The organism is Streptomyces sp. NPDC046465 (genome assembly GCF_040646035.1).
Taxonomy (GTDB): domain Bacteria; phylum Actinomycetota; class Actinomycetes; order Streptomycetales; family Streptomycetaceae; genus Streptomyces.
Map to the genome: position 1 here is coordinate 1 of NZ_JBEYZK010000044.1, position 20,631 is coordinate 20,631.

18 protein-coding genes and 1 riboswitch are annotated in these 20,631 nt (G+C 70.7%); of the genes, 7 read left to right on the plus strand and 11 right to left on the minus strand.

Annotated features, from left to right (window positions below; genetic code table 11):
* Window positions 1–125: 125 nt before the first annotated feature.
* Window positions 126–953, minus strand: coding sequence for a sulfurtransferase (locus ABZ953_RS37680; protein WP_361733740.1), 828 nt, complete (start codon window positions 951–953; stop codon window positions 126–128).
* 449 nt (window positions 954–1,402) lie between these two features.
* Here ABZ953_RS37680 and ABZ953_RS37685 point away from each other — a divergent pair, with 449 nt between their 5' ends.
* Window positions 1,403–2,128, plus strand: a complete 726-nt coding sequence (locus ABZ953_RS37685) for a VOC family protein (protein WP_361733783.1) — start codon at window positions 1,403–1,405, stop codon at window positions 2,126–2,128.
* A gap of 1 nt (window position 2,129) precedes the next feature.
* On the opposite strand, the gene ABZ953_RS37690 is transcribed toward ABZ953_RS37685, so the two are convergent.
* From ABZ953_RS37690 to ABZ953_RS37705, 4 genes are read right to left on the minus strand one after another with little or no spacing between them, the layout of a single operon-like run.
* Complete coding sequence (locus ABZ953_RS37690) at window positions 2,130–2,792, minus strand: thymidine kinase (RefSeq protein WP_361733741.1); 663 nt, start codon at window positions 2,790–2,792, stop codon at window positions 2,130–2,132.
* A gap of 53 nt (window positions 2,793–2,845) precedes the next feature.
* Window positions 2,846–4,033, minus strand: coding sequence for a nucleotide pyrophosphatase/phosphodiesterase family protein (locus ABZ953_RS37695; RefSeq protein WP_361733743.1), 1,188 nt, complete (start codon window positions 4,031–4,033; stop codon window positions 2,846–2,848).
* Window positions 4,033–4,620 (minus strand): DUF5998 family protein, encoded by a 588-nt coding sequence (locus tag ABZ953_RS37700; RefSeq protein WP_361733745.1) that lies wholly within the window; start codon window positions 4,618–4,620, stop codon window positions 4,033–4,035. Before ABZ953_RS37700 ends, ABZ953_RS37695 begins: the two co-directional genes overlap by 1 nt.
* 57 nt (window positions 4,621–4,677) lie before the next feature.
* Window positions 4,678–7,578 carry a GNAT family N-acetyltransferase gene (locus ABZ953_RS37705; RefSeq protein ID WP_361733747.1) on the minus strand — a complete coding sequence of 967 codons (2,901 nt, stop codon included), beginning with the start codon at window positions 7,576–7,578 and terminating at the stop codon, window positions 4,678–4,680.
* A gap of 154 nt (window positions 7,579–7,732) precedes the next feature.
* Between ABZ953_RS37705 and ABZ953_RS37710 the strand changes: the two genes are divergently transcribed.
* The gene (locus ABZ953_RS37710) at window positions 7,733–8,014 is read left to right on the plus strand and encodes an HPr family phosphocarrier protein (RefSeq protein ID WP_003993478.1); all 282 of its coding nucleotides are present in this window, start codon (window positions 7,733–7,735) and stop codon (window positions 8,012–8,014) included.
* 174 nt (window positions 8,015–8,188) lie between these two features.
* Here ABZ953_RS37710 and ABZ953_RS37715 read toward each other — a convergent pair whose 3' ends face one another.
* The 4 genes from ABZ953_RS37715 to ABZ953_RS37730 form a co-directional block, all read right to left on the minus strand.
* Entirely contained in the window at window positions 8,189–8,881 is a 693-nt protein-coding gene (locus ABZ953_RS37715; protein ID WP_361733749.1) for a GntR family transcriptional regulator, read from the minus strand.
* Between the two features lie 196 nt (window positions 8,882–9,077).
* Window positions 9,078–9,881 (minus strand): M23 family metallopeptidase, encoded by an 804-nt coding sequence (locus ABZ953_RS37720; protein WP_361733751.1) that lies wholly within the window; start codon window positions 9,879–9,881, stop codon window positions 9,078–9,080.
* Between the two features lie 12 nt (window positions 9,882–9,893).
* A riboswitch (cyclic di-AMP (ydaO/yuaA leader) is annotated at window positions 9,894–10,057 on the minus strand.
* Window positions 10,058–10,253: 196 nt separating this feature from the next.
* The gene (locus ABZ953_RS37725; RefSeq protein ID WP_361733753.1) at window positions 10,254–11,636 is read right to left on the minus strand and encodes a pitrilysin family protein; all 1,383 of its coding nucleotides are present in this window, start codon (window positions 11,634–11,636) and stop codon (window positions 10,254–10,256) included.
* Complete coding sequence (locus ABZ953_RS37730; protein WP_361733785.1) at window positions 11,633–13,006, minus strand: pitrilysin family protein; 1,374 nt, start codon at window positions 13,004–13,006, stop codon at window positions 11,633–11,635. The genes ABZ953_RS37725 and ABZ953_RS37730 overlap by 4 nt, the downstream gene beginning before the upstream one ends.
* 229 nt (window positions 13,007–13,235) lie before the next feature.
* Between ABZ953_RS37730 and ABZ953_RS37735 the strand changes: the two genes are divergently transcribed.
* Entirely contained in the window at window positions 13,236–15,689 is a 2,454-nt protein-coding gene (locus ABZ953_RS37735) for a DNA topoisomerase IV subunit A (RefSeq protein WP_361733755.1), read from the plus strand.
* On the opposite strand, the gene ABZ953_RS37740 is transcribed toward ABZ953_RS37735, so the two are convergent.
* On the minus strand, window positions 15,686–16,807 hold the full coding sequence (locus ABZ953_RS37740) for a CobW family GTP-binding protein (RefSeq protein WP_361733757.1): 1,122 nt from the start codon (window positions 16,805–16,807) through the stop codon (window positions 15,686–15,688). The genes ABZ953_RS37735 and ABZ953_RS37740 overlap by 4 nt on opposite strands.
* A gap of 316 nt (window positions 16,808–17,123) precedes the next feature.
* On the opposite strand from ABZ953_RS37740, the gene ABZ953_RS37745 reads away from it, so the two are divergent.
* From ABZ953_RS37745 to ABZ953_RS37760, 4 genes are all read left to right on the plus strand, one after another.
* Window positions 17,124–17,699 (plus strand): DUF6082 family protein, encoded by a 576-nt coding sequence (locus tag ABZ953_RS37745; RefSeq protein ID WP_361733759.1) that lies wholly within the window; start codon window positions 17,124–17,126, stop codon window positions 17,697–17,699.
* Window positions 17,700–17,806: 107 nt separating this feature from the next.
* On the plus strand, window positions 17,807–18,043 hold the full coding sequence (locus ABZ953_RS37750) for a hypothetical protein (protein WP_361733761.1): 237 nt from the start codon (window positions 17,807–17,809) through the stop codon (window positions 18,041–18,043).
* Window positions 18,044–18,205: 162 nt separating this feature from the next.
* The gene (locus ABZ953_RS37755) at window positions 18,206–18,871 is read left to right on the plus strand and encodes a DUF6082 family protein (protein ID WP_361733763.1); all 666 of its coding nucleotides are present in this window, start codon (window positions 18,206–18,208) and stop codon (window positions 18,869–18,871) included.
* A 110-nt stretch (window positions 18,872–18,981) separates the two neighbouring features.
* On the plus strand, window positions 18,982–19,227 hold the full coding sequence (locus tag ABZ953_RS37760) for a hypothetical protein (RefSeq protein WP_361733765.1): 246 nt from the start codon (window positions 18,982–18,984) through the stop codon (window positions 19,225–19,227).
* A 139-nt stretch (window positions 19,228–19,366) separates the two neighbouring features.
* Here ABZ953_RS37760 and ABZ953_RS37765 read toward each other — a convergent pair whose 3' ends face one another.
* A complete protein-coding gene (locus ABZ953_RS37765) occupies window positions 19,367–20,542 on the minus strand; it encodes a citrate synthase/methylcitrate synthase (protein WP_361733767.1) in 1,176 nt (391 codons plus the stop codon).
* Window positions 20,543–20,631: the final 89 nt, after the last annotated feature.

Sequence of the window (20,631 nt, forward strand, 5' to 3'; positions counted from 1 at the left end):
TCCTCCGCGCACTCCACCTGGCCCGGGCCTAGGTCCGTAGAAGCCCCCCGAGCGGTCGGTGCGCCCCCCCCGGGCCGCGGCCCCCACCCCCTCTCCGTAGACAGCTCCCACGGGAAGCGGACGAGCTACTTCGGGTCCGGTCCCGTCGCCACGGGACGCGAGGGGTCGGCCGACCACTGCGACCACGAACCGACGTACAGCGCGGCCGGAATCCCCGCCACCGCGAGCGCGAGCACCTCGTGGGCGCCCGAGACCCCCGAACCGCAGTAGACGCCGATCTCCGCGGTGCCGGATGCCCCCAGCCCCATGAAGCGGTCCTTGAGCTCGGCCGCGGACTTGAAGCTGCCGTCCTCCGCGACGTTCTCCGTGGTCGGCGCCGACACCGCGCCCGGGATGTGCCCGGCCACGCTGTCGATCGGCTCGACCTCGCCGCGGTAACGCTCGGCCGCACGGGCGTCAAGGAGCAGGCCCGAACGGGCCAGCGCCGCGGCGGAGTCCGTGTCCAGCAGGTCGGTGTCGTTCGGGGCGGGTACGAAGGAGCCCTCGGCCGGAGCCTGGCCGGCGCCCTCCTCCAGAGCACCGGTCCACAGGGCGATGCCGCCGTCCAGGACGCGTACGGACGCGTGACCCGTCCAGCGCAGCATCCACCACAGACGTGCCGCCGCCCAGTTCTGGCCACCGTCGTACACGACGACGTCCCGGTCCTCCGAGACCCCCGCCGCCCGCATCACGGCGCCGAACCGGTCCGGATCAGGCAGCGGGTGCCGACCGCCGGCACCGGCCGGACCTGCGAGGTCAGCGTCCAGATCGACGAAGACGGCCGACGGAATGTGCGCTTCCTCGTACGCGGAACGCATCGAGCCCTGGTGCTGCCAGCGGACGTCGAGCAGCACCGGCGGATTCTGGCCCGCCAGCTCGCCCGCGAGTTGGGATGCGGAGATGATGGGATTCATAAGCCCCATCCTTGCGTACGGGGTGGCCGCGCCGCCAAGGTGCGGCTACCCTGCTCGGCCGGACCGCACCCGAACACGGGGCGTACGGAACCATGTACACCCTGTACGGCAGACGGACACCGCCGGACAATCGCGCGTCAACGGGTGAGGAACCGTAAATCGGGCATCTTCCGGCGGGAAGCCGGACAGCGCGGCGCGGTCGAGGCACGCGGCACGGCAGGCGGTGCGAGCATCTGCACGGGGCGCGAGCAGGCGCGGCGATCGTGCGCGCATTCGAGAGTGAAATCTGACCGGCCGTCATGGCGGCCGAGGAGAGGGTGACGATGACCGAGGCGCGGGCGAATGGGGTCCCCCCTGAACAGGGCTCGTCGGAGTCCTGGGAGAAGGCGCGGCGCGACAGCGCGGGGACCGGCCGGCGCGAACCCGGCACGCCCTGCTGGGTGAGCCTGATGACGCACGACCTGGCCGCGACCCAGGAGTTCTACGGAGCGCTCTTCGGCTGGGAGTTCCGGCCGGGACCGGAGCAGCTCGGGCCGTACGTGCGGGCGCTGCTCGACGGCATGGAGGTGGCGGGCATCGGCCGGCTGCCCGCCGACCGCCATCTGCCCATCGCCTGGACGACCTATCTGGCGACGGACGACGCGGACGCGACGGCCGAGGCGGTGCGGCACTGCGGCGGCACGGTCGGCGTCGGCCCGATCGACGCGGGCGAGGCCGGACGGCTGGCCATCGCGTCCGACCCGGCGGGCGCGGTGTTCGGCATCTGGCAGGCCGCGGCCCATCAGGGCACCGCGGTGCTCGGCAGTCCAGGTACCCCCGTCTGGAACGAGCTGTTGACCCGGGAGACCGCGAGTGTCCTGAAGTTCTATCAGTCGGTCTTCGGCTGCACCGAAGAGGCCGTGGTCTCGGCCGACTTCGACCATGTGACGCTGCGCGTGGACGGCCGCCCGGTGGCGTCCGTGCACGGCCTCGGCCAGGCGCTGCCGCGCGACCGGGGCCCGCACTGGATGACGTACTTCGAGGTCGCCGACGTCGACGAGGCACTCGACCGGGCCGTCGAGCTCGGCGGCTACGTCATCGAGCAGGCCAAGGCGGGCGACCACGGCCGGACGGCGACGGTCGCCGATCCGGAGGGCGCGGTCTTCGCCCTCGTGCACTCGCCCGACGACGCCTGATTCAGGCGCGGGCGCCGGCCGCGTCGACCGGCAGGACGTCGGGCGACAGGGCCCCCGCGCGTGCGGTCGCCGCCGTCGTCCTGCGCCGGTGATGACGGCGGCACAGCACTTCGTAGGCCACCTCGTCGGGCGACTGGTTGACGTCTCCCACGACGACCTGGGCGCCTTCGACGACCATCTCGCCGCCTATGGTGCGGGCGTTGTGGGTGGCGCGGGCTCCGCACCAGCAGAGCGCCTCGACCTGGAGCACCTCGACGCGGTCGGCGAGCTCGACCAGGCGCTGCGAGCCCGGGAAGAGCTTGGAGCGGAAGTCCGTGGTGATGCCGAAGGCGAAGACGTCAAGGCCGAGGTCGTCGACGATCCTGGCGAGCTGGTCGATCTGCTCCGGTGCCAGGAACTGCGCCTCGTCCGCGATCACATAGTCCGCGCGGCCGCCCTGGGAGAGGTGGTCGACGAGGTGGGCGTAGAAGTCGAAGTCGTCCGCGGCCTCGATCGCGTCGGTGACGAGGCCGAGCCGGGAGGACAGCTTGCCCTCCCCCGCGCGGTCGTCCCGCGTGAAGATCATCCCCTGGAGTCCGCGGGCGGAACGGTTGTGCTCGATCTGCAGAGCCAGCGTGCTCTTTCCGCAGTCCATCGTTCCGGAGAAGAACACCAGCTCGGACATGGGGGGTTGAGGACCTTTCGGGGCGGATGGGGAGGCGGGCGGGCGGGGCCCGGTCAGGAGCGTACTTCCAGGAGGGGGACCAGCTGCTCGACGGGGGTCATGGAGCCGTGCATGCCGACCAGGGCCGACTCGTTGGGCTCACGCTCCGTGGCGATGATCGCGGCGTCGTCGTGTGCGGCGGCGATGACGTCGCCGAGGCGCTCGTACACACGTTGATCAATGTGTGGACCGAACCAGCCCGCGGCGATGGCCTCGTCACGGGAGGCCACCCAGAACTGCTCGCCGAGCACCTCGCGCCAGACCGTGAGGACGTCGTTCTCGGCGCCGGGTACCGCGTAGACGTGCCGGGCGCGGCCCTCGCCGCCGAGGAGGGCGACGCCTGCGCGCAGCTCCCAGTCCTCGTCGAAGTCGATGCGGGACCGCTCGTCGAAGGGGATGTCGATCATGCCGTGGTCCGCGGTGACGTACAGGGCGCTGCGCGGCGGCAGCTGCTCGGCGAGGCGCTGGGCCAGCCGGTCGACGTACATGAGCTGGCCGCGCCAGGCGTCGGAGTCGACGCCGAAGCGGTGTCCCTTGCCGTCCACTTCCGCGTAATACGTATAGACCAACGATCGGTCTCCCGCGGCCAGTTGCTGAGCGGCGAGGTCCATGCGGTCCTCTCCGGAGAGCCTGCCCCGGAAGGAGCCGCCGCTCAGGGCGACCTTGGTGAGCGGAGTGTGCTCGAAGTGCGGGGCCGAGACCTGCGCGGTGTGCACACCGGCGGCATGGGCCTGCTGGAAGACGGTGGGGTAGGGCTGCCACGCGTACGGGTCGGTCCACGGATTCCAGCGGAGCTGGTTCATCAGTTCGCCGGTGGCGGGGTCGCGGACGGTGTAGCCGGGCAGGCCGTGGGCGCCGGGCGGCAGGCCCGTGCCGACCGAGGCGAGCGAGGTCGCGGTGGTGGCGGGGAAGCCCGCGGTGAGGGGCCGCCCCGTGCCGCCCCGCGAGCTCTGTAGGAGCGAGGTCAGGAAGGGCGCCTCGGCCGGGTGGGCCCTGAGCTGCTCCCAGCCGAGGCCATCGATCAGGAAGACGCAGTTCCGGTCGGCCGGGGCGAGCTCGGGGACCGTGGGCGTGAAGCCGTCGACACCTTGGTGGGCGACGAGCGTGGGCAGCAGATCGGCCAGGGATCCCGTGCCGTACGCGGGCACGGGTGCGGTGTCGAGGGAGAGCGGCTGTACGTCGTCCCAGGAGGGCAGTGCCATCAGCGAGCGGTGTCCGCGGTCGCTTCGGACAGCGCCTGGGCGAAGGCGAGGGTCTGCCGCACCGCGTCGGGGCCGTCCCCCGCCTCGCTGACCCGCAGGCTGAGGTCGTCGGCGGTCGAACTGCCCGTGTACCCGTGGTCCGCCTCGCAGTTGGGGTCCCCGCAGGCCGCGGGCTCCAGGTCGATGCGGGAGACGGCGCCCCAGCCGATGGTCAGGACGACCTCGCGCGGCGGCGTTCCGGGAACGTACTTCTCGGGGTTGGCGACGACGCGGCTGACCACGACCGAGGAGATGCGGCCGATCTTGACCGACTCCGTGGAGGTCGTCGCGTACGGCGTCGGGGACGTGCTGTCCGCCGCCTGCTCGTCGGTGTGGCTGACGATGAAGCGCGTACCGGTCAGGAGGAGGACGGTGACGTGCCTGCGCACCTCATTGGCGTCGAACGTCGTCTCCTGGTGGACCAGGAACGACCCGATGGCCTCGCCGCCGATCGCGGCCTCCACCGCCTCGGCCACGAGGGCCGGGTAGTAGCCGCTGCGCTCGATCGCCGCGCGCAGCCCCTGGGTCGTCGTACCGGTCTTTGCCATGCCGCCCATCCTACGGCCCGGTGCGGGGCGCCCGGTGCCCCACGGCCGCCCAGGGCCTCAGTACCCGGGAAGGGTGCGCGGGCCGAGGTCGTCGCGGGCGGGCGGGGGTGCGAGCCGGACGGAGGCGCCGAGCACGGAGAGGCCGCGCTGGGCGACGACCACGGGCTCCAGGGAGACGCCGACCACTTCGGGGTGGTCGTCGACGAGCCGGGAGACCCGCTGGAGCAGCTCTTCGAGGGCCGGGGTGTCGACGGGCGCGGAGCCTCGCCAGCCGAACAGGAGCGGCGCGGTCCTGATGGACCTGACCAGGGAGCTCGCCTCGCGGTCGGTGACCGGGACGAGACGGTGCGCGGTGTCGCCGAGCAGCTCGGAGGGGGCGCCCGCGAGGCCGAACGAGAGCACCGCTCCGGCGGCCGGGTCGATGACCGCGCGCACGACGGTGTCGACGCCGCGCGGCACCATGCCCTGCACGACGGGCCGCAGCTCCGCGGGCCTGCCGAAGAGCTCCGTCAGTTCCTGGTAGGCCCGGCGCAGTTGCTCCTCGTCGGTGAGGTCGAGGCGGACTCCGCCGAGGTCGGCGCGGTGCCGCAGGTGCGGTGCCGTGGTCTTCAGGGCCACGGGGTAGCCGATGACCCGCGCGGCCTGCGCCGCCGCGTCGGCGTCGGGCGCGGGCAGCGCACGGCGTACGCGGATGCCGTAGTGCCTGAGCAGTTCGTGGGCGTCGTCGGGGGCGAGGGTGGCGCCGCGCGGGTCGCCGTCCTTGGCGAGCAGCTCCGTGATCCGCCCGGCGGCCCCGCTCTCGTCGATGTCGTCGTACTCGGGCACCCGTCCCGGCTCGGCGGCCTCGCGCCGCCACTGTGCGTACTTGACGGCTTCGGAGAGGGCACGTACGGCGCGCTCCGCGGCGGGGTAGGCGGGGATGCGGTACTGCTCGGCGGGCTGGGCCGCGGGGTCGTCGGCGTCCTCTACGGAGGACTGTGGCTTCGTGCCGGTACCGGTATCGGCCGCGCTCCGGGTGCCGGTCGCGACGGCACCGGGCGCGGGGCCGGCCGCGTCAGGCCTGGTACTCGTGGCGGCCGCCAGCGCCTCGGCGAGCCCGCCGAGCTCCACGTGGACCACGGCGACGGGTTTCGCGGGACATCCCGCGGCGGCCGCCCGCAGCTCCGTGGCCAGCGTCTCGGGGTCGGTGGTGGCCCCGTCCTCCCCCACCCAGGGGATGGCGTTGACGATCACCGCGTCGCAGCCGTCGTCGGACAATGCCTCGGCGAGCGCGGCCCGGAAGTCGGCCGGGACGGCCCCGGTCGTCAGGTCGCGGGGCGGCAGCGGCCGCAGGCCGTCGGCGATGCACGCGTCGTACGTGAGGAGGCCGAGCGACTCGGAGTTCCCGAGGATGCCCACCCGGGGCCCGGACGGCAGCGGCTGGCCCGCGAGGAGCAGCCCCGCGTCGACCATCTCCGTGACGGTGTCGACGCGGACGACGCCCGCCTGGCGCAGCAGTGCCGAGACCGTGGCGTGCGGCAGCCGGGTCGCCTGCACGGCGTGGCCGGTCGGGGCGATGCCGCTGTGCCGGGCGCCCTGGACCACGACGAGCGGCTTGGCGGTCGCCGAACGCCTCGCGAGCCGGGTGAACTTGCGCGGGTTGCCGATCGTCTCCAGGTACATCAGCGTGACGTCGGTGTCCGGGTCCTCGTACCAGTACTGGAGCAGGTCGTTGCCGGACACGTCCGCGCGGTTGCCGGAGCCGACGAACGTGGACAGTCCCGCGCCCCGCCGGTGCAGGCCGGACAGCAGGGCGATGCCGATCGCGCCGGACTGGGTGAACAGACCGATCCGCCCGCGCGCGGGCGACTGCGGAGCGAGCGAGGCGTTGAGCCGCGTCTGCGGCGAGGTGTTGATGACGCCGAAGGCGTTCGGTCCGATGATCCGCATGCCGTACGACCGGGCCTGGCGGACCAGTTCACGCTGCCGCTCGCGTCCCTCGGGCCCGCTCTCCCCGTACCCGGCGGAGAGCACCACGAGGCCCTGCACCCCGCGCTCGCCGCACTCGGCGACGACCTGCGGCACCCGGTCGGCGGGCACGGCGATGACCGCGAGGTCCACGGGCTCCTCGATGGCCGCGACGGATCGGTGCGCGGGCACTCCATCGACGGCGCCATCGTCGGCGACGGCGCCGCCGTCCCGGTCACCCTCCTCAGCGAACGCGCTGTTCACGGCGTACAGGCGCCCGCTGAAGCCGGACTCCGTGAGGTTGCTCAGGACGCTGCGGCCGACGCCGCCGGGGGCCCGGCCGACGCCGATCACCGCGACCGAGCCCGGCGTCAGGAGGCGCTGAACGGAGCGCCCCTCGGCGCGCTGTTCGCGGGCGCGCTGCACGGCGAGCGAACGGTCCGTCGGCTCCAGGTCGAACTCCAGGCGGACGACGCCGTCCTCGAAGCTGCGCTTCTGCTGGTAGCCCGCGTCCGTGAACACCTTGATCATCTTGGTGTTGGCGGGCAGCACCTCGGCCGCGAACCGGCGGATGCCGCGCTCCCTGGCGACGGCCGCGATGTGTTCCAGGAGCGTGGAGGCGACGCCCCTGCCCTGGTGGGCGTCCTGCACGAGAAAGGCGACCTCGGCCTCGTCGGCCGGGGCGCCGGCGGCCATGCCGCGCTCGTCGATGCGGTCGAAGCGCACGGTGGCGATGAACTCGCCGCCCACCGTGGCCGCGAGCCCCACCCGGTCCACCTGGTCGTGGTGGGTGAAACGGTGCACGTCCTTGGCGGAGAGCCGCGGGTAGGGCGCGAAGAAGCGGTAGTACTTCGACTCGTCCGACACCTGTTCGTAGAAGCTGACCAGGCGGTCCGCGTCCTCGGCCGTGATCGGCCTGATCCGGGCGGTACCTCCGTCGCGCAGCACCACATCGGCTTCCCAGTGGGCGGGATAGTCGTGCCGATCCTGCTGATCCGACGCGGTCTGCATGGGGCCAGGGTACGGGTCGCGCGGCCGCCGGGGCCGGGGCAGGCTAGGTCGCGTCGAAGGCGAACGGGAGCGGACGTATGTCCGACGGGAGCACCCGTAACGGCATGCGACAATGGTCTAGACAAGTGTGAGACATCTGGAAGGGCAGCAACACATGGCTGAGCGCCGCGTCAACGTCGGCTGGGCCGAGGGCCTTCACGCCCGACCCGCCTCCATCTTCGTCCGCGCGGCCACGGCCGCCGGTGTGCCCGTGACGATCGCCAAGGCCGACGGCAACCCGGTCAACGCCGCTTCGATGCTCGCGGTGCTCGGCCTGGGCGCCCAGGGCGGCGAGGAGATCGTGCTCGCCTCCGACGCCGAGGGTGCGGACGCCGCCCTCGACCGTCTGGCGAAGCTGGTCTCGGAGGGGCTCGAGGAGCTCCCGGAGACGGTCTAGGACACATTCCTGGAAACACGTCGAGGGGGTCACCCGGAATTCCGGGTGACCCCCTCGACGTTTGCCTGCGCATAATTGAAGGTGCAAGGCACACGCGGCGCACAGCACAAATGGCGGCAAGCGCAGCACAAATGAGGGCCGGGAAATACCTTCCCTTTGTATACGGCGTCTCCGTTAATTCTGGAGGCTCACCGTGTTGACGCCATGTTGCGAATCGCTCACCCGGCCGCGGCCGGGCCGCCGGACATGACGCGGCCGGTACGCGGCCGTCGCCCGCGCGGCGTGCGCTGCGGTGAGCGCCCTGGCCCGCTCCGCGTTCCCGCGGGCCACCGCGTCGACGATCGCCGCGTGTTCCGCCCAGGAGTCGGCAGGCGCCGCCGGGCTGTCGACGACGTACATCCAGGCGGCCTTGTGGCGCAGTTGGACGAGCAGGGCGCTCAGGCCGGGGCTGCCGGACGCCTGGGCGAGCGTCTCGTGGAACCAGCCGCCCAGGGGCCGCAGATCCTCCCCCCGCCCGCTCCTGGCGCGCTCCTGGCCCAGCCTGACCAGTCCGCGCAGGACCTTGAGGTGTGCGTCCGTACGGCGCTGCGCGGCGCGCGCCGCGGCGAGCGGTTCGAGCAGCGTGCGGACCTCCAGGAGATCCGCGGCCTCCTGCTCCGTGGGTTCGGCGACGCACGCGCCCGCGTGCCTGCGGGTGACGACGAAACCCTCGGCCTCCAGGGTGCGCAGGGCCTCGCGCACGGGGACGCGGGAGACGCCGTACCGGCGCGCGAGAACTTCCTCGGCGAGCCGGCCGCCCCTTTCGTGCACGCCGGCGACGATGTCGTCCCGAATGGCCGTGCATACCGAATGCGCGGGAACACGCATGACCCGGACCTCCGCCTTCATCCCCGCATAACGCGGTCGACCGACGTTCGTTCCGTGACTCTATTGCAGAGCGCGGAAATTTCCGACAGCGGGCCAAAATTCATGGATACCTTTTGGACAATGCTGGAGGCAACGGCGAAAGCCCCGGCTCGCCAGGAGCCGGGGCTTTCGGTGGAGTGCTGCTGGGCCGCGCGCGTCAGACGTTGATGCCGTGCCCGCGGAGGTACGCGATCGGGTCGATGTCCGAGCCGTACTCCTCGCCGGTGCGGGCCTCGAAGTGGAGGTGCGGACCGCTGGAGTTGCCGGTGGAGCCGGAGAGGCCGATCTGCTGCCCGGGGGTGACCGTCTGGCCGACGGTGACGCCGAGGGACGACATGTGGCCGTACTGGGTGTACGTGCCGTCGTTCATCTTGATGACCACGTTGTTGCCGTAGGCCCCGCCCCAGCCGGCCTCGACGACGGTGCCGGAGCCGACCGCGTGGACGGAGGTGCCCGAGGCCGCGTGGAAGTCGATGCCGGTGTGGCTGCCGGAGGACCACATGGCGCCTCCGGTCTGGTAACCCGTGGAGACGTAGGAGCCGTCGACCGGGGCGACGTAGGTGTTCAGGCGCTTGCGCTCGGCCGCGCGGGCGGCGCGCTCCTTGGCCTCGCGCTCCTTCTTGGCCTTCGCCTTGGCCTCGGCCTCGGCCTTGCGCTTCTCTTCCGCGGCCTTCTTCTTGGCGGCCTCTTCGGCCTTCTTCGCCGCAGCGGCGTCGTCGGCGGCCTGGCGCTGGGCGGCGGCCTGGGCGCCGATGTTCTCGGCAAGCGAGTCGCCGACGGATATCGCCTGGGTGAGGCCGGTGTGTTCCACGGCCGCTTCGTCGGCGGCGGCGAGCGCCGGGGCGGCAAGGCCTCCGATGACACCGGTGGTGGTGAGCGCCGCGACACCCGCGACGTTCGCGGTGGTCCGCGTGAGGCGGCTCGGACGACGGTGCTTCCCGGTGGCACGGGTGAACGCCATGTGGCGGGTGATCCTTTCCTTCCCTCTCGCCTACCGGGTTAGCTGACGGGTTCGGAGCAGGAAGGTCTCCTACGGGTTCCTCGCCTCAACGGCAAGGTGCCCGATTCACCCCAGGGGACATGTGGGTCCCCGGCTCCCCTGGCTCGCGCCGTACGGGGACTCGGCGATGACTGTCCGGTGCCGCGGATGCGGCGTACTGCGCGACGAACAGCCGGACCGACGCTAAACGGGGCGTCTTTCGTTCGACAAACAGAACTCGACTTTTGTAGCGCACGCCACAGGGCAGACAGGCAACCTCCATAGTAATTCGGACATATGAGGACCCCAGCGGCCGAAGTGGCCACTGGGGTCCCGATATGTCCTGACTGTCACTCAGCCCGTGACCACACTCACGTCACCGATACCGAGCGCCCTGACGGGCTCCTCGATCTGTGCGGCGTCCCCGACGAGGACCGTCACCAGGCGGTCCTCCGGGAAGGCGTTCACGACGGCGGCAGTGGCCTCCACGGTGCCGGTGGCGGCCAGCTGCCGGTACAGCTGCGCCTGGAAGTCGTCCGGCAGGTTCTGCTCGACCTGGTCGGCGAGAGTGGCCGCTACGGAGGCTGCCATCTCGTACTTGAGAGGGGCCACGCCCACCAGGTTCTGCACGGCCACATCACGCTCGGCGTCGGTCAGGCCCTCGGCGGCGAGGGTGCGCAGGACCTTCCACAGGTCGTCGAGCGCGGGACCCGTGGTCGGGGTGTCCACGGAGCCGCTGATGGCGAGCATCGCGGCGCCCGTGCCGTCCGGCGCCGAGCGCAGCACCTGGCTGAACGCCCGCACTCCGTAGGTGTAGCCCTTCTCCTCCCGCAGGACGCGGTCGAGGCGGGAGGTGAGGGTGCCGCCCAGGCAGTACGTGCCGAGGACCTGGGCCGGCCAGACGCGGTCGTGCCGGTCGGCGCCCACGCGGCCGATCAGCAGCTGCGTCTGGACCGCTCCGGGGCGGTCCACGATGACGACGCGGCCGCGGTCGTCGGCGGTCACCTGCGGCACCGGGCGCGGTTCGCCCGCGGACCCGGTCCAGGCGCCGACGGTGTCCGCGAGGACGGCGTCCAGGTCGGTGCCGGTCAGGTCGCCGACGACGACCAGGGTGGCCGTGGCGGGCCGGACGTGCTTCTCGTAGAAGGCACGCACCGCCGCCGAGTCGATGGCCGTGACCGTCTCCTCGGTGCCCTGGCGCGGCCGGGACATGCGCGAGGCGGCCGGGAAGAGCTGCCTGGAGAGCTCCTTGGCGGCGCGGCGCCCCGGGTTGGCCGCCTCGTGCGGGAGCTCGTCCAGGCGGTTGCGTACGAGCCGTTCGATCTCGCTGTCCGCGAAGGCGGGGGCCCGCAGGGCGTCGGCGAGCAGGCCGAGCGCCTTGGGGAGCCTGGAGACCGGGACCTCCAGGGAGACCCGCACGCCCGGGTGGTCGGCGTGCGCGTCGAGCGTCGCGCCGCAGCGGTCGAGCTCGGCGGCGAACTCCTCGGCGGAGTGCTTGTCGGTGCCCTCGTTGAAGGCCCGCGCCATGATCGTGGCGACGCCGTCGAGGCCCTCGGGCTCGGCGTCCAGCGGCGCTTCGAGGTGGATCTCGACGGCGACGACCTGCTGGCCCGGACGGTGGCACCGCAGCACGGTGAGGCCGTTGGGCAGCGTGCCGCGCTCGGGCGCCGGGAAGGCCCAGGGCTTGGCCGTGCCGCCCTGGGGCTGTGGATGGAACTGCATCGCGGCCTCGGTCACTTCGCCGCCTCCTCTTCCTCGGCGTCCTCAGCGTTCTCAGCGTTCTCGACGGCTTCTTCGTCCTCGTCGGCGACGGTCACGGGTTCGTACACGAGCACCGCGCGGTTGTCCGGGCGCAGACGGGCCTTGGCGGCCTCCTGGACCTCTGCCGCGCTGACGTCGAGGACGCGCTGCACGGCGGTGAGGGCGAGCTGTGGGTCACCGAACAGGACGGCGTACCGGCACAGTTCGTCGGCGCGGCCCGAGACCGTGCCGAGCCGGTCGAGCCACTCACGCTCCAACTGCGCCTGGGCGCGCTCCATCTCCTCCGGAGTGGGGCCCTCCGCGGCGAAGCGGGCCAGTTCCTCGTCGACGGCGGCCTCGATGACGGGGACCTCGACGTCGCCGGACGTCTTGACGTCCAGCCAGCCGAGCGAGGGCGCCCCGGCGAGGCGCAGCAGGCCGAACCCGGCGGCGACCGCGGTGCGGTCACGGCGCACGAGGCGGTTGTAGAGCCGGGAGGACTCGCCGCTGCCGAGGACGGTGAGGGCGATGTCGGCCGCGTCGCACGCGCGCGTGCCGTCCTCCGGGAGGCGGTAGGCGGCCATCAGGGCGCGGGCCGGCACCTCCTCCTCGACGACCTCGCGCAGCTCCTTGCCGATGCGCTCGGGCAGGGAGCCGTCGCGCGGCGGCTGCTTGCCGTCGTGTCCGGGAATCGACCCGAAGTACTTCTCGACCCAGGCGAGCGTCTGTGCCGGGTCGATGTCTCCGACGATCGACAGGACGGCGTTGTTCGGCGCGTAGTACGTGCGGAAGAACGCGCGCGCGTCCTCCAGGGTGGCCGCGTCCAGGTCGGCCATGGAGCCGATCGGCGTGTGGTGGTAGGGGTGGCCCTCCGGGTACGAGAGGGCGGTCAGCTTCTCGAAGGCGGTGCCGTACGGGACGTTGTCGTAGCGCTGGCGGCGCTCGTTCTTGACGACGTCGCGCTGGTTTTCCATGGACTCTTCGTCGAGCGCGGAGAGCAGCGAGCCCATCCGGTCGGCCTCGAGCCACAGGGCCAGCTCCAACTGATGAGCGGGCATGGTCTCGAAATAGTTGGTGCGCTCGAAGCTCGTCGTGCCGTTGAGCGAACCGCCCGCTCCCTGGACCAGCTCGAAGTGGCCGTTGCCGTGCACCTGCTTCGAGCCCTGGAACATGAGGTGCTCGAAGAGGTGCGCAAGGCCTGTTCGCCCCTTGACCTCGTGGCGCGAGCCGACGTCGTACCAGAGGCAGACCGCGGCGACCGGGGTCAGGTGGTCCTCGGAGAGCACCACGCGCAGGCCGTTGGCCAGCCGGTGCTCGGTCGCTGTCAGGCCGCCGGAGCCGGCCTCGGCTGTGGCCGTGTGACCCATGGGCATGTACGTCCCTTCGATCGCTGGATCATCGCTGGATCAGAACAATTGCTGCCAGTCCTGCCACTGTATGCAAGCGTGTCAGCACCTGACGAAGTTCCCGCTCCGCCCTCGGCGTAGTCGCGTGTGACACCGCCGGTGCACGGGTCGTGGTCTGCGTTGTCAGTGGGACAGTCCACAATGGTCGGCGTCAGATCCCGCACTTGTTGGTGAAGGAGCCGCAGCAGCGATGGCCCGCCGCAGCACGAAGACCCCGCCGCCCGACGACTCGTACGAGGAGAAGATCCTCGACATCGACGTCGTCGACGAGATGCAGGGCTCCTTCCTCGAGTACGCGTATTCGGTCATCTATTCACGAGCCCTGCCGGACGCCCGCGACGGCATGAAGCCGGTGCACCGCAGGATCGTGTACCAGATGAACGAGATGGGCCTGCGCCCCGACCGCGGCTATGTGAAGTGTGCCCGCGTCGTCGGCGAGGTCATGGGTAAGTTGCACCCGCACGGTGACGCGTCGATCTACGACGCGCTGGTGCGCATGGCCCAGCCCTTCTCGATGCGCCTCCCCCTGGTGGACGGCCACGGCAACTTCGGCTCGCTCGGAAACGACGACCCGCCGGCCGCCATGCGGTACACCGAATGCCGGATGGCCGACGCCACCTCCCTGATGACGGAGTCGATCGACGAGAACACGGTCGACTTCGAGCCGAACTACGACGGCCAGGAGAGGGAGCCCACCGCCCTCCCCGCCGCGTATCCGAACCTCCTGGTCAACGGCGCGTCCGGCATCGCCGTCGGCATGGCGACGAACATGCCGCCGCACAACCTCGGCGAGGTCATCGCCGCCGCCCGCCACCTGATCAAGCACCCGGCGGCCGACCTCGAGACCCTGATGAAGTACGTGCCGGGGCCCGACCTGCCCACCGGCGGCAGGATCGTCGGCCTGACCGGCATCAGGGACGCGTACGAATCGGGTCGCGGCTCGTTCAAGATCCGCGCCACGGTCTCCGTGGAGAACGTGACGGCGCGCCGCAAGGGCCTGGTCGTCACCGAACTGCCCTTCTCCGTAGGCCCCGAAAAGGTCATCGCCAAGATCAAGGACCTGGTCGGCTCGAAGAAGCTGCAGGGCATCGCCGACGTCAAGGACCTCACCGACCGCGCGCACGGCCTGCGTCTAGTCATCGAGATCAAGAACGGCTTCGTCCCCGAAGCCGTCCTGGAGCAGCTCTACAAGCTGACGCCGATGGAGGAGTCCTTCGGCATCAACAACGTGGCCCTGGTGGACGGCCAGCCCCTCACCCTCGGCCTCAAGGAGCTCCTGGAGGTATATCTCGACCACCGGTTCAACGTGGTGCGCCGCCGCAGCGAGTTCCGCCGCAGCAAGAAGCGCGACCGCCTGCACCTGGTCGAGGGCCTCCTGGTCGCCCTCCTGGACATCGACGAGGTCATCCGCCTCATCCGCTCCAGTGAGAACTCCGCACAGGCCAAGGAGCGCCTGATGGAGCGCTTCTCGCTGAGCGACATCCAGACGCAGTACATCCTGGACACGCCGCTGCGCCGCCTGACCAAGTTCGACCGCATCGAGCTGGAGTCCGAGCGCGACCGGCTCAACGGCGAGATCGACGAACTGACCGGGATCCTGGACTCGGACGCGGAGCTGCGCAAGCTGGTCTCCGCCGAACTGGCCGCCGTCGCGAAGAAGTTCGGCACCGACCGGCGCACCGTGCTCCTGGCGTCGACGGGCTCCCCGGCCGCCACGGTCTCGCTGCAGGTGGCCGACGACCCGTGCCGGGTGCTCCTGTCGTCGACGGGCCTCCTGGCCCGCACGGCCAACGGCGAGCCCTTCGCCGACGGCGAGACCAAGCGCGTCAAGCACGACGTGATCCTCTCGGCGGTGCCCGCGACGGCGCGCGGCGAGGTGGGCGCTGTCACGTCCGAGGGGCGGTTGTTGCGCCTCTCCGTAGTGGACCTCCCCCAGCTGCCGGAAACGGCGGCCGCGCCCAACCTCTCCGGAGGGGCACCCGTGTCGGAGCTGCTCTCCCTGGAGAAGGACGAGAAGTTGATCTGCCTGATGACGCTCGACGAGTCCTCGCCGGGTCTCGCGCTCGGCACCGAGCAGGGCGTCGTCAAGCGTGTGGTCCCCGACTATCCGTCCAACAAGGAGGAGTTGGAGGTCATCACTCTCAAGGACGGTGACCGGATCGTCGGCGCGGCCGAGCTGCGCACCGGCGAGGAGGACCTGGTCTTCATCACGGACGACTCCCAGCTCCTTCGCTACCAGGCCGCGCAGGTGCGTCCCCAGGGCCGTCCCGCCGGTGGCATGACGGGCATCAAGCTCGCGGACGGCGCGAAGGTCATCTCCTTCGCGGCGGTGGATCCGGCGGTGGACGCGGTCGTCTTCACGGTGGCGGGCTCGCGCGGCACCCTCGACGATTCGGTGCAGACGACGGCCAAGGTCACGCCGTTCGACCAGTATCCGCGCAAGGGCCGCGCCACGGGCGGGGTACGCGTCCAGCGCTTCCTGAAGGGCGAGGACTGCCTGAGCTTCGCCTGGGCGGGCCCGACGCCGCCGCACGCGGCGCAGCGGAACGGCTCCCCTGCCGAGCTCCCGGAGATCGACCCGCGCCGTGACGGTTCGGGCGTCTCGCTCGGGAAGCCGGTGGCGGCGGTGGCGGGGCCGGTCTAGTCCGCCGGTCCCCCGTCGGGCTCCTGCACGTAGCGAAGTACGCCCCACATGCCGTGCTCATCGGCCTGTGGGGCGTACTCGCGACAGGCCACCAGCTCCTTCTCCAGAGCCGGTACGTCGACACCCGACCCGATGAGCACCAGCTGGGTCAGCCGCTGCTCGTCCGGAGCCCACGGCTCCGGGTAGAAGCGCAGAAACCGCCCGACGGCGTGGACCTCGTACCGGTTCCGCGGATCGGCGGCGCCGAAGTCCACGTACCCCTTGATGCGGTAGAGCCCTTCGGGCCTGCTGTCGAGGAGGGCCATCAGGGGGCGCGGCCCCATGGGCACCTCTGAGGTGAAGGCGAGGCTTTCGTAGCCGGAGTGCAGGTGGCCTTGGTGTGCGTGGGGGCCTTGGTGTGCGTGGGAATCGTGGCGCGCGTGGGAATCGTGGCGCGCGTGGGAGTCGTGGTGTGCGTGGGAATCGTGCGTGTCGTCCCGCAGGTCGTCGAAGGAGAGCTGTCCGACCCGCTCCCCCACCGGCGCACGGTCGAAGAAAAGCTCCACGTCGACGCGGCCGTAGGAGGCGGCGACGACCGCCGCGCGCCCCGCGAGCCCGCGCACGGCGCCGAGGACGCGCTCACGCTCCTCGTCGGGCACCCGGTCGGCCTTGTTGACCACGACGAGGTCGGCGATGCCCAGATGCCGGTCCACCTCGGGGTGGCGCTCCCTGGTGGCGTCGAACTCGGCGGCGTCGACGACCTCGACGAGTCCCCCGTACACGATGTGCGGGTTCTCGCTGGCCAGCAGCATCTTCACGAGCTCCTGCGGCTCGGCGAGCCCGCTGGCCTCGATGACGATGACGTCGATGCGCGCGGCGGGCCGGGCGAGCCGCTCCAGGTACTCGTCGAGTTCGCTCGCGTCCACGGCACAGCACAGACATCCGTTGCCGAGGGAGACGGTCGAGTCGCCGAGCTGCCCCGCGACCGACATGGCGTCGATCTCGATGGAACCGAAGTCGTTGACGATGGCGCCGATCCGGCTGCCGCCGCTGCGGTGCAGCAGATGGTTGAGCAGGGTCGTCTTGCCGGAGCCCAGGAACCCGGCGAGGACGACGACCGGGATCTGCTGCTTGTTCAACGCGGACCTCTCGTGTCGACGCAGGTACGGGCCGCGGCGGACCCCGTACGACGATTGAAGACGGCCCCAGGATAGGTGGGCGTAGCCGGGCCGCGAAGTGAACGATTGTTAGCGGCGCTCGCGGGGCACACGTTAGGCACGGCGCCGGGATGTGCGACCTCTGCTTCCTTCCGTGCGCCTCCTCTCCGCCTCCCCCGCCGGTCAGAGCCGCTCGGCACCCTGGGAGACGGCAAGCGCACCGCCCATCGCTCGCCGGTCCGCTCCCTGTCGACCCGCACCCGACGACCGGCGGACGGTCGCCGATTCGGGGGTTGACATGACCACACAGAAATTTGGGATACGGGGAGCCGGCTCGGCCGCGGCAGGCCTGGCCCTGACCGTCGGCACCGTCAGCACGCTCATCGCCCAGCATCACCAGCTCAAAAAGTTGCGCCTGCGACTCGAACGGCGCGAGCAGGCGGACCGGAGCGAGCAGGCGGGCCGGAGCGAGCAGCAACGACACGTCGACCTCGCCAACCAGCAGCGCCTCCAGTGGGAACTGCTGAGCAAGGCGATGGAAGATCCCGCGCTGGCCGCGGTACTCGACACGTACGAGGGCTTCGTGCCGCCCGCCAAACACCGCCAGTTCCTCTTCGCCAACGCCCTCTACACCAATGCCCTGCTCGCCTACCGCCTCGGCAACGTGAGCCGGATGGAGCTCTTCGGTCACCTGCGCGGCACACTCCAGAACCCCATCTTCCGCGAGTACTGGAAGGTCACCCGCTCCGCGCGGGCGAGCCTGGAGGAGGGCTCCGTAGAGGCCCAGGTCGGCCGCATGGTGGACCACTTGATCCACGAACTGGATGAGGCCGACACCGAGGAATGGTGGGTGGTCGGCACACCACCCGAGTAACAAGCAACAATTGCCCGTCTGAGAAGTCGTATCGGCGCAAAATCCCATCCTTGGTCAGTACTGTGCGACCGCACCACATCCACCGAGACAACAGGACTGGGATCCCCTTGAAGATCGTGCGCCGCATCGGTGCGCCCCCGGGCCGGCGTGGCTGTTCCAGCGCCCAGAACTGCCCCGACGTTTTCGAACTGTCCGACGGAAGGTTCGCCGTCATCGGCACCGACTGCACCCATGAGTTGGACGCGGAACTGCCGCCCGACGCGGGACGCGCGGACTATGAGCGCATCGTCGTCGTGACTCGGGAGACGCTGATTCGCGCCAAGTCGGATATCCCCGACGTGTAGTAGCCGGATGACGTGCGGTAGCCGGATGACGTGCGGTAGCCGGATAGTGACGGTGGCCCGGCGGTGGGCGGTACGGACACGATGGCTCCGTACCGCCCATTCGACCCCGAGCAGCGATCGAGTGGCCTTGCCCCGGCTGCGAGGCCAGGAGGAGGCGCCACAGTGGCACGACTCAGCGGCAGGCGACGCTCCACGGCAGCCTGGGGCAGCGCGGCAATGGCTTCGTTCGCGATCATCGCCGCCACCCCCTTCCTGCTCGACGGCCTCGCGCCGCACGGAATGGACTGGAACCGCTTGAGCGACATCAGCCAGACGTACGGCGCGCTTTCCGTACTGTTCTCGGCCGCCGCTCTGGTCGGTGTCGTCCTCTCGATAGCCCATCAAGCACGACAGACCCGGATACAAAATGTGGAGTCCCACCGTTCGGCGCACCGCGAACTCACCGCACTCACTCTGAGTGATCCGGATTTCCTCTTGTGCTGGGAGCCGCCCAACACACCGATGACGCGGGAGCGTTGGCGCCAGCTGCTGGTGAGCAATCTGATCGTCAGCATGTGGAGCAGTGACTTCACACTGAACCTGTTCGACGAGCACGCCTTGCGGGCCCTGCTGCAGGACTACTTTCGCGGCGAGATCGGCCGCGCCTATTGGGCGAACAGCGGGCCCTCGTGGCACCGGCTGACGGAATCAGACCCCGACAGCCGAATGCGCGCCTTCGTCCGCGTCGCCGACAGAGCCTTCGCGGCCGCGGTGGCCGACGGGCCGCCGGTTCCGGCGGCCGCCTACTTCACCCCGCCTCCCCCGGCCACCCCGCCACACGCCCCCTGACGCGGCTCCCCCGCGCTGCCGACGCCTCTGTACAGATTGGCTGATTCTCGCCTGTCTTCGCGGGTGAAATCGGCGAGTCCACGTCCACGACGGATGGCAACGTACCGCTCGTGACCACTCCAGACATCACCCGCCGCATCGGTGCCTCGCCACGACAGCGAGGCAGCCTCGACGGCAACACGTGCCCGGACATCTTCGAGCTGAGTGACGGCTCCTTCGCCGTGATCGGCGCCGACCGGACCGCGACACTCGACAGCAAACTTCCGTCCGACGCAGGGCGTTCCAGTGACGAGCGGATCGTGGTCATCACGCGCGAAACGCTACTTCGAGCCAAGATCGACATCCCTGATGTCTGATCAGTGAGTCGACGCTCCGGCCCTCAGGCCGTATCAGTGGACCGGAGTCTCCTATCCAATGGCCCACAGGGCCTGGGCACTCGCATGTGGCCAGGCCCTCTTACCCAAGGGGTCATACCCAAGGGGGCATTCGCCCTCCTCAGTGGCCGGGCGGCACCGCCACCGGCGCCCCCACCCCCACATACCGCGCCGCCGGGCGGATGATCTTCGAGTCGCGGGCCTGTTCCAGGACGTTCGCGCTCCAGCCGACCACCCGCGCGGACGCGAACGTCGGAGTGAACATCTCGCGGGGCAGTCCGCAGAGCTCCATGACGACGCCCGCGTAGAACTCCACGTTCGTGTGCAGTTCCCGCCCCGGCTTCAACTCCGCGAGGAGCGCCTCGACGTGCCGCTCGACCTCGACCGCGAACTCCACCAACTCGCCGCCGAACTGCTGCGCGATGCCCCGCAGCATGCGCGAGCGCGGGTCCTCGGTGCGGTAGACCGGGTGCCCGAAACCCATGATGCGGTCGCCCGCAAGGACCCTCTCGCGGATCCAGCCGTCGATGCGGTCGGGGGTGCCGATCGCGTCCAGGGTGTCCAGGGCGCGGCTCGGCGCACCGCCGTGCAGCGGGCCGGACAGCGCGCCAACGGCACCGACCAGGCAGGCCGCCACATCCGCACCGGTCGAAGTGATGACCCGAGCGGTGAACGTTGACGCGTTGAACCCGTGATCAATGGTCGAGATCAAGTACTGCTCGATCGCCCGGGCGCGCGCAGCCTCCGGCTCCGAACCGGTGAGCATGTAGAGGTAGTTGGCGGCGTACGACAGGTCGTCGCGCGGTTCGACGGGGTCGAGCCCCTGGCCGAGCCGGTACAGGGCGGTGAGCAGGGTCGGCACCACGGCGGACGCGGCCAGGGCATCCGTGCGGCGCCGGTCGTCGTCGATGTCGTACACCGGACGGAAGCCCTTCGACGCCCCGAAGAGCGACAGTGCGGTGCGCAGCCCGGAGAGCGGCCCGGACAGCGCGCTCGCCCGAGCGACGGCGGGCAGCGCGTCGCGCACCTCGTCGGGCAGATGGCGCAGCGACGCGGTGTGCGCGGCGAAGGCGGCGCTCCGCTCGGCGTCCGGCAGCTCGCCGTGGAACATCAGGTGCCAGACGTCCTCGAAGCTGCGGTGCTGCGCGAGCTCGACGGCTGAGTACTGGCGGTAGTGGTAGAAGCCCTCGTATCCCCGGACGTCGCCGAGTTCGGTCTCGGTGACGACGACTCCCGCGAGTCCTCGTGGGACCTGGACGGGTTCGGCGGGGGTGGCGGCGGAGCCATTGATCGGCATGTTGTTCCTCGACTTCCTACCTGGACTTGATTCAACTGTCCATGCTTGACTAAATACCTGTCAATATTGATTGAATCAACATGCCAATG

Excerpts from the sequence above, each read along its gene's own strand:
- ABZ953_RS37680 (WP_361733740.1), bottom strand. The coding sequence starts at position 953 with ATGAATCCCATCATCTCCGCATCCCAACTCGCGGGCGAGCTGGCGGGC.
- ABZ953_RS37685 (WP_361733783.1), top strand. The coding sequence starts at position 1,403 with ATGACGCACGACCTGGCCGCGACCCAGGAGTTCTACGGAGCGCTCTTC.
- ABZ953_RS37690 (WP_361733741.1), bottom strand. The coding sequence starts at position 2,792 with ATGTCCGAGCTGGTGTTCTTCTCCGGAACGATGGACTGCGGAAAGAGC.
- ABZ953_RS37695 (WP_361733743.1), bottom strand. The coding sequence starts at position 4,033 with ATGGCACTGCCCTCCTGGGACGACGTACAGCCGCTCTCCCTCGACACC.
- ABZ953_RS37700 (WP_361733745.1), bottom strand. The coding sequence starts at position 4,620 with ATGGCAAAGACCGGTACGACGACCCAGGGGCTGCGCGCGGCGATCGAG.
- ABZ953_RS37705 (WP_361733747.1), bottom strand. The coding sequence starts at position 7,578 with ATGCAGACCGCGTCGGATCAGCAGGATCGGCACGACTATCCCGCCCAC.
- ABZ953_RS37710 (WP_003993478.1), top strand. The coding sequence starts at position 7,733 with ATGGCTGAGCGCCGCGTCAACGTCGGCTGGGCCGAGGGCCTTCACGCC.
- ABZ953_RS37715 (WP_361733749.1), bottom strand. The coding sequence starts at position 8,881 with ATGCGTGTTCCCGCGCATTCGGTATGCACGGCCATTCGGGACGACATC.
- ABZ953_RS37720 (WP_361733751.1), bottom strand. The coding sequence starts at position 9,881 with ATGGCGTTCACCCGTGCCACCGGGAAGCACCGTCGTCCGAGCCGCCTC.
- ABZ953_RS37730 (WP_361733785.1), bottom strand. The coding sequence starts at position 13,006 with ATGGGTCACACGGCCACAGCCGAGGCCGGCTCCGGCGGCCTGACAGCG.
- ABZ953_RS37735 (WP_361733755.1), top strand. The coding sequence starts at position 13,236 with ATGGCCCGCCGCAGCACGAAGACCCCGCCGCCCGACGACTCGTACGAG.
- ABZ953_RS37745 (WP_361733759.1), top strand. The coding sequence starts at position 17,124 with ATGACCACACAGAAATTTGGGATACGGGGAGCCGGCTCGGCCGCGGCA.
- ABZ953_RS37765 (WP_361733767.1), bottom strand. The coding sequence starts at position 20,542 with ATGCCGATCAATGGCTCCGCCGCCACCCCCGCCGAACCCGTCCAGGTC.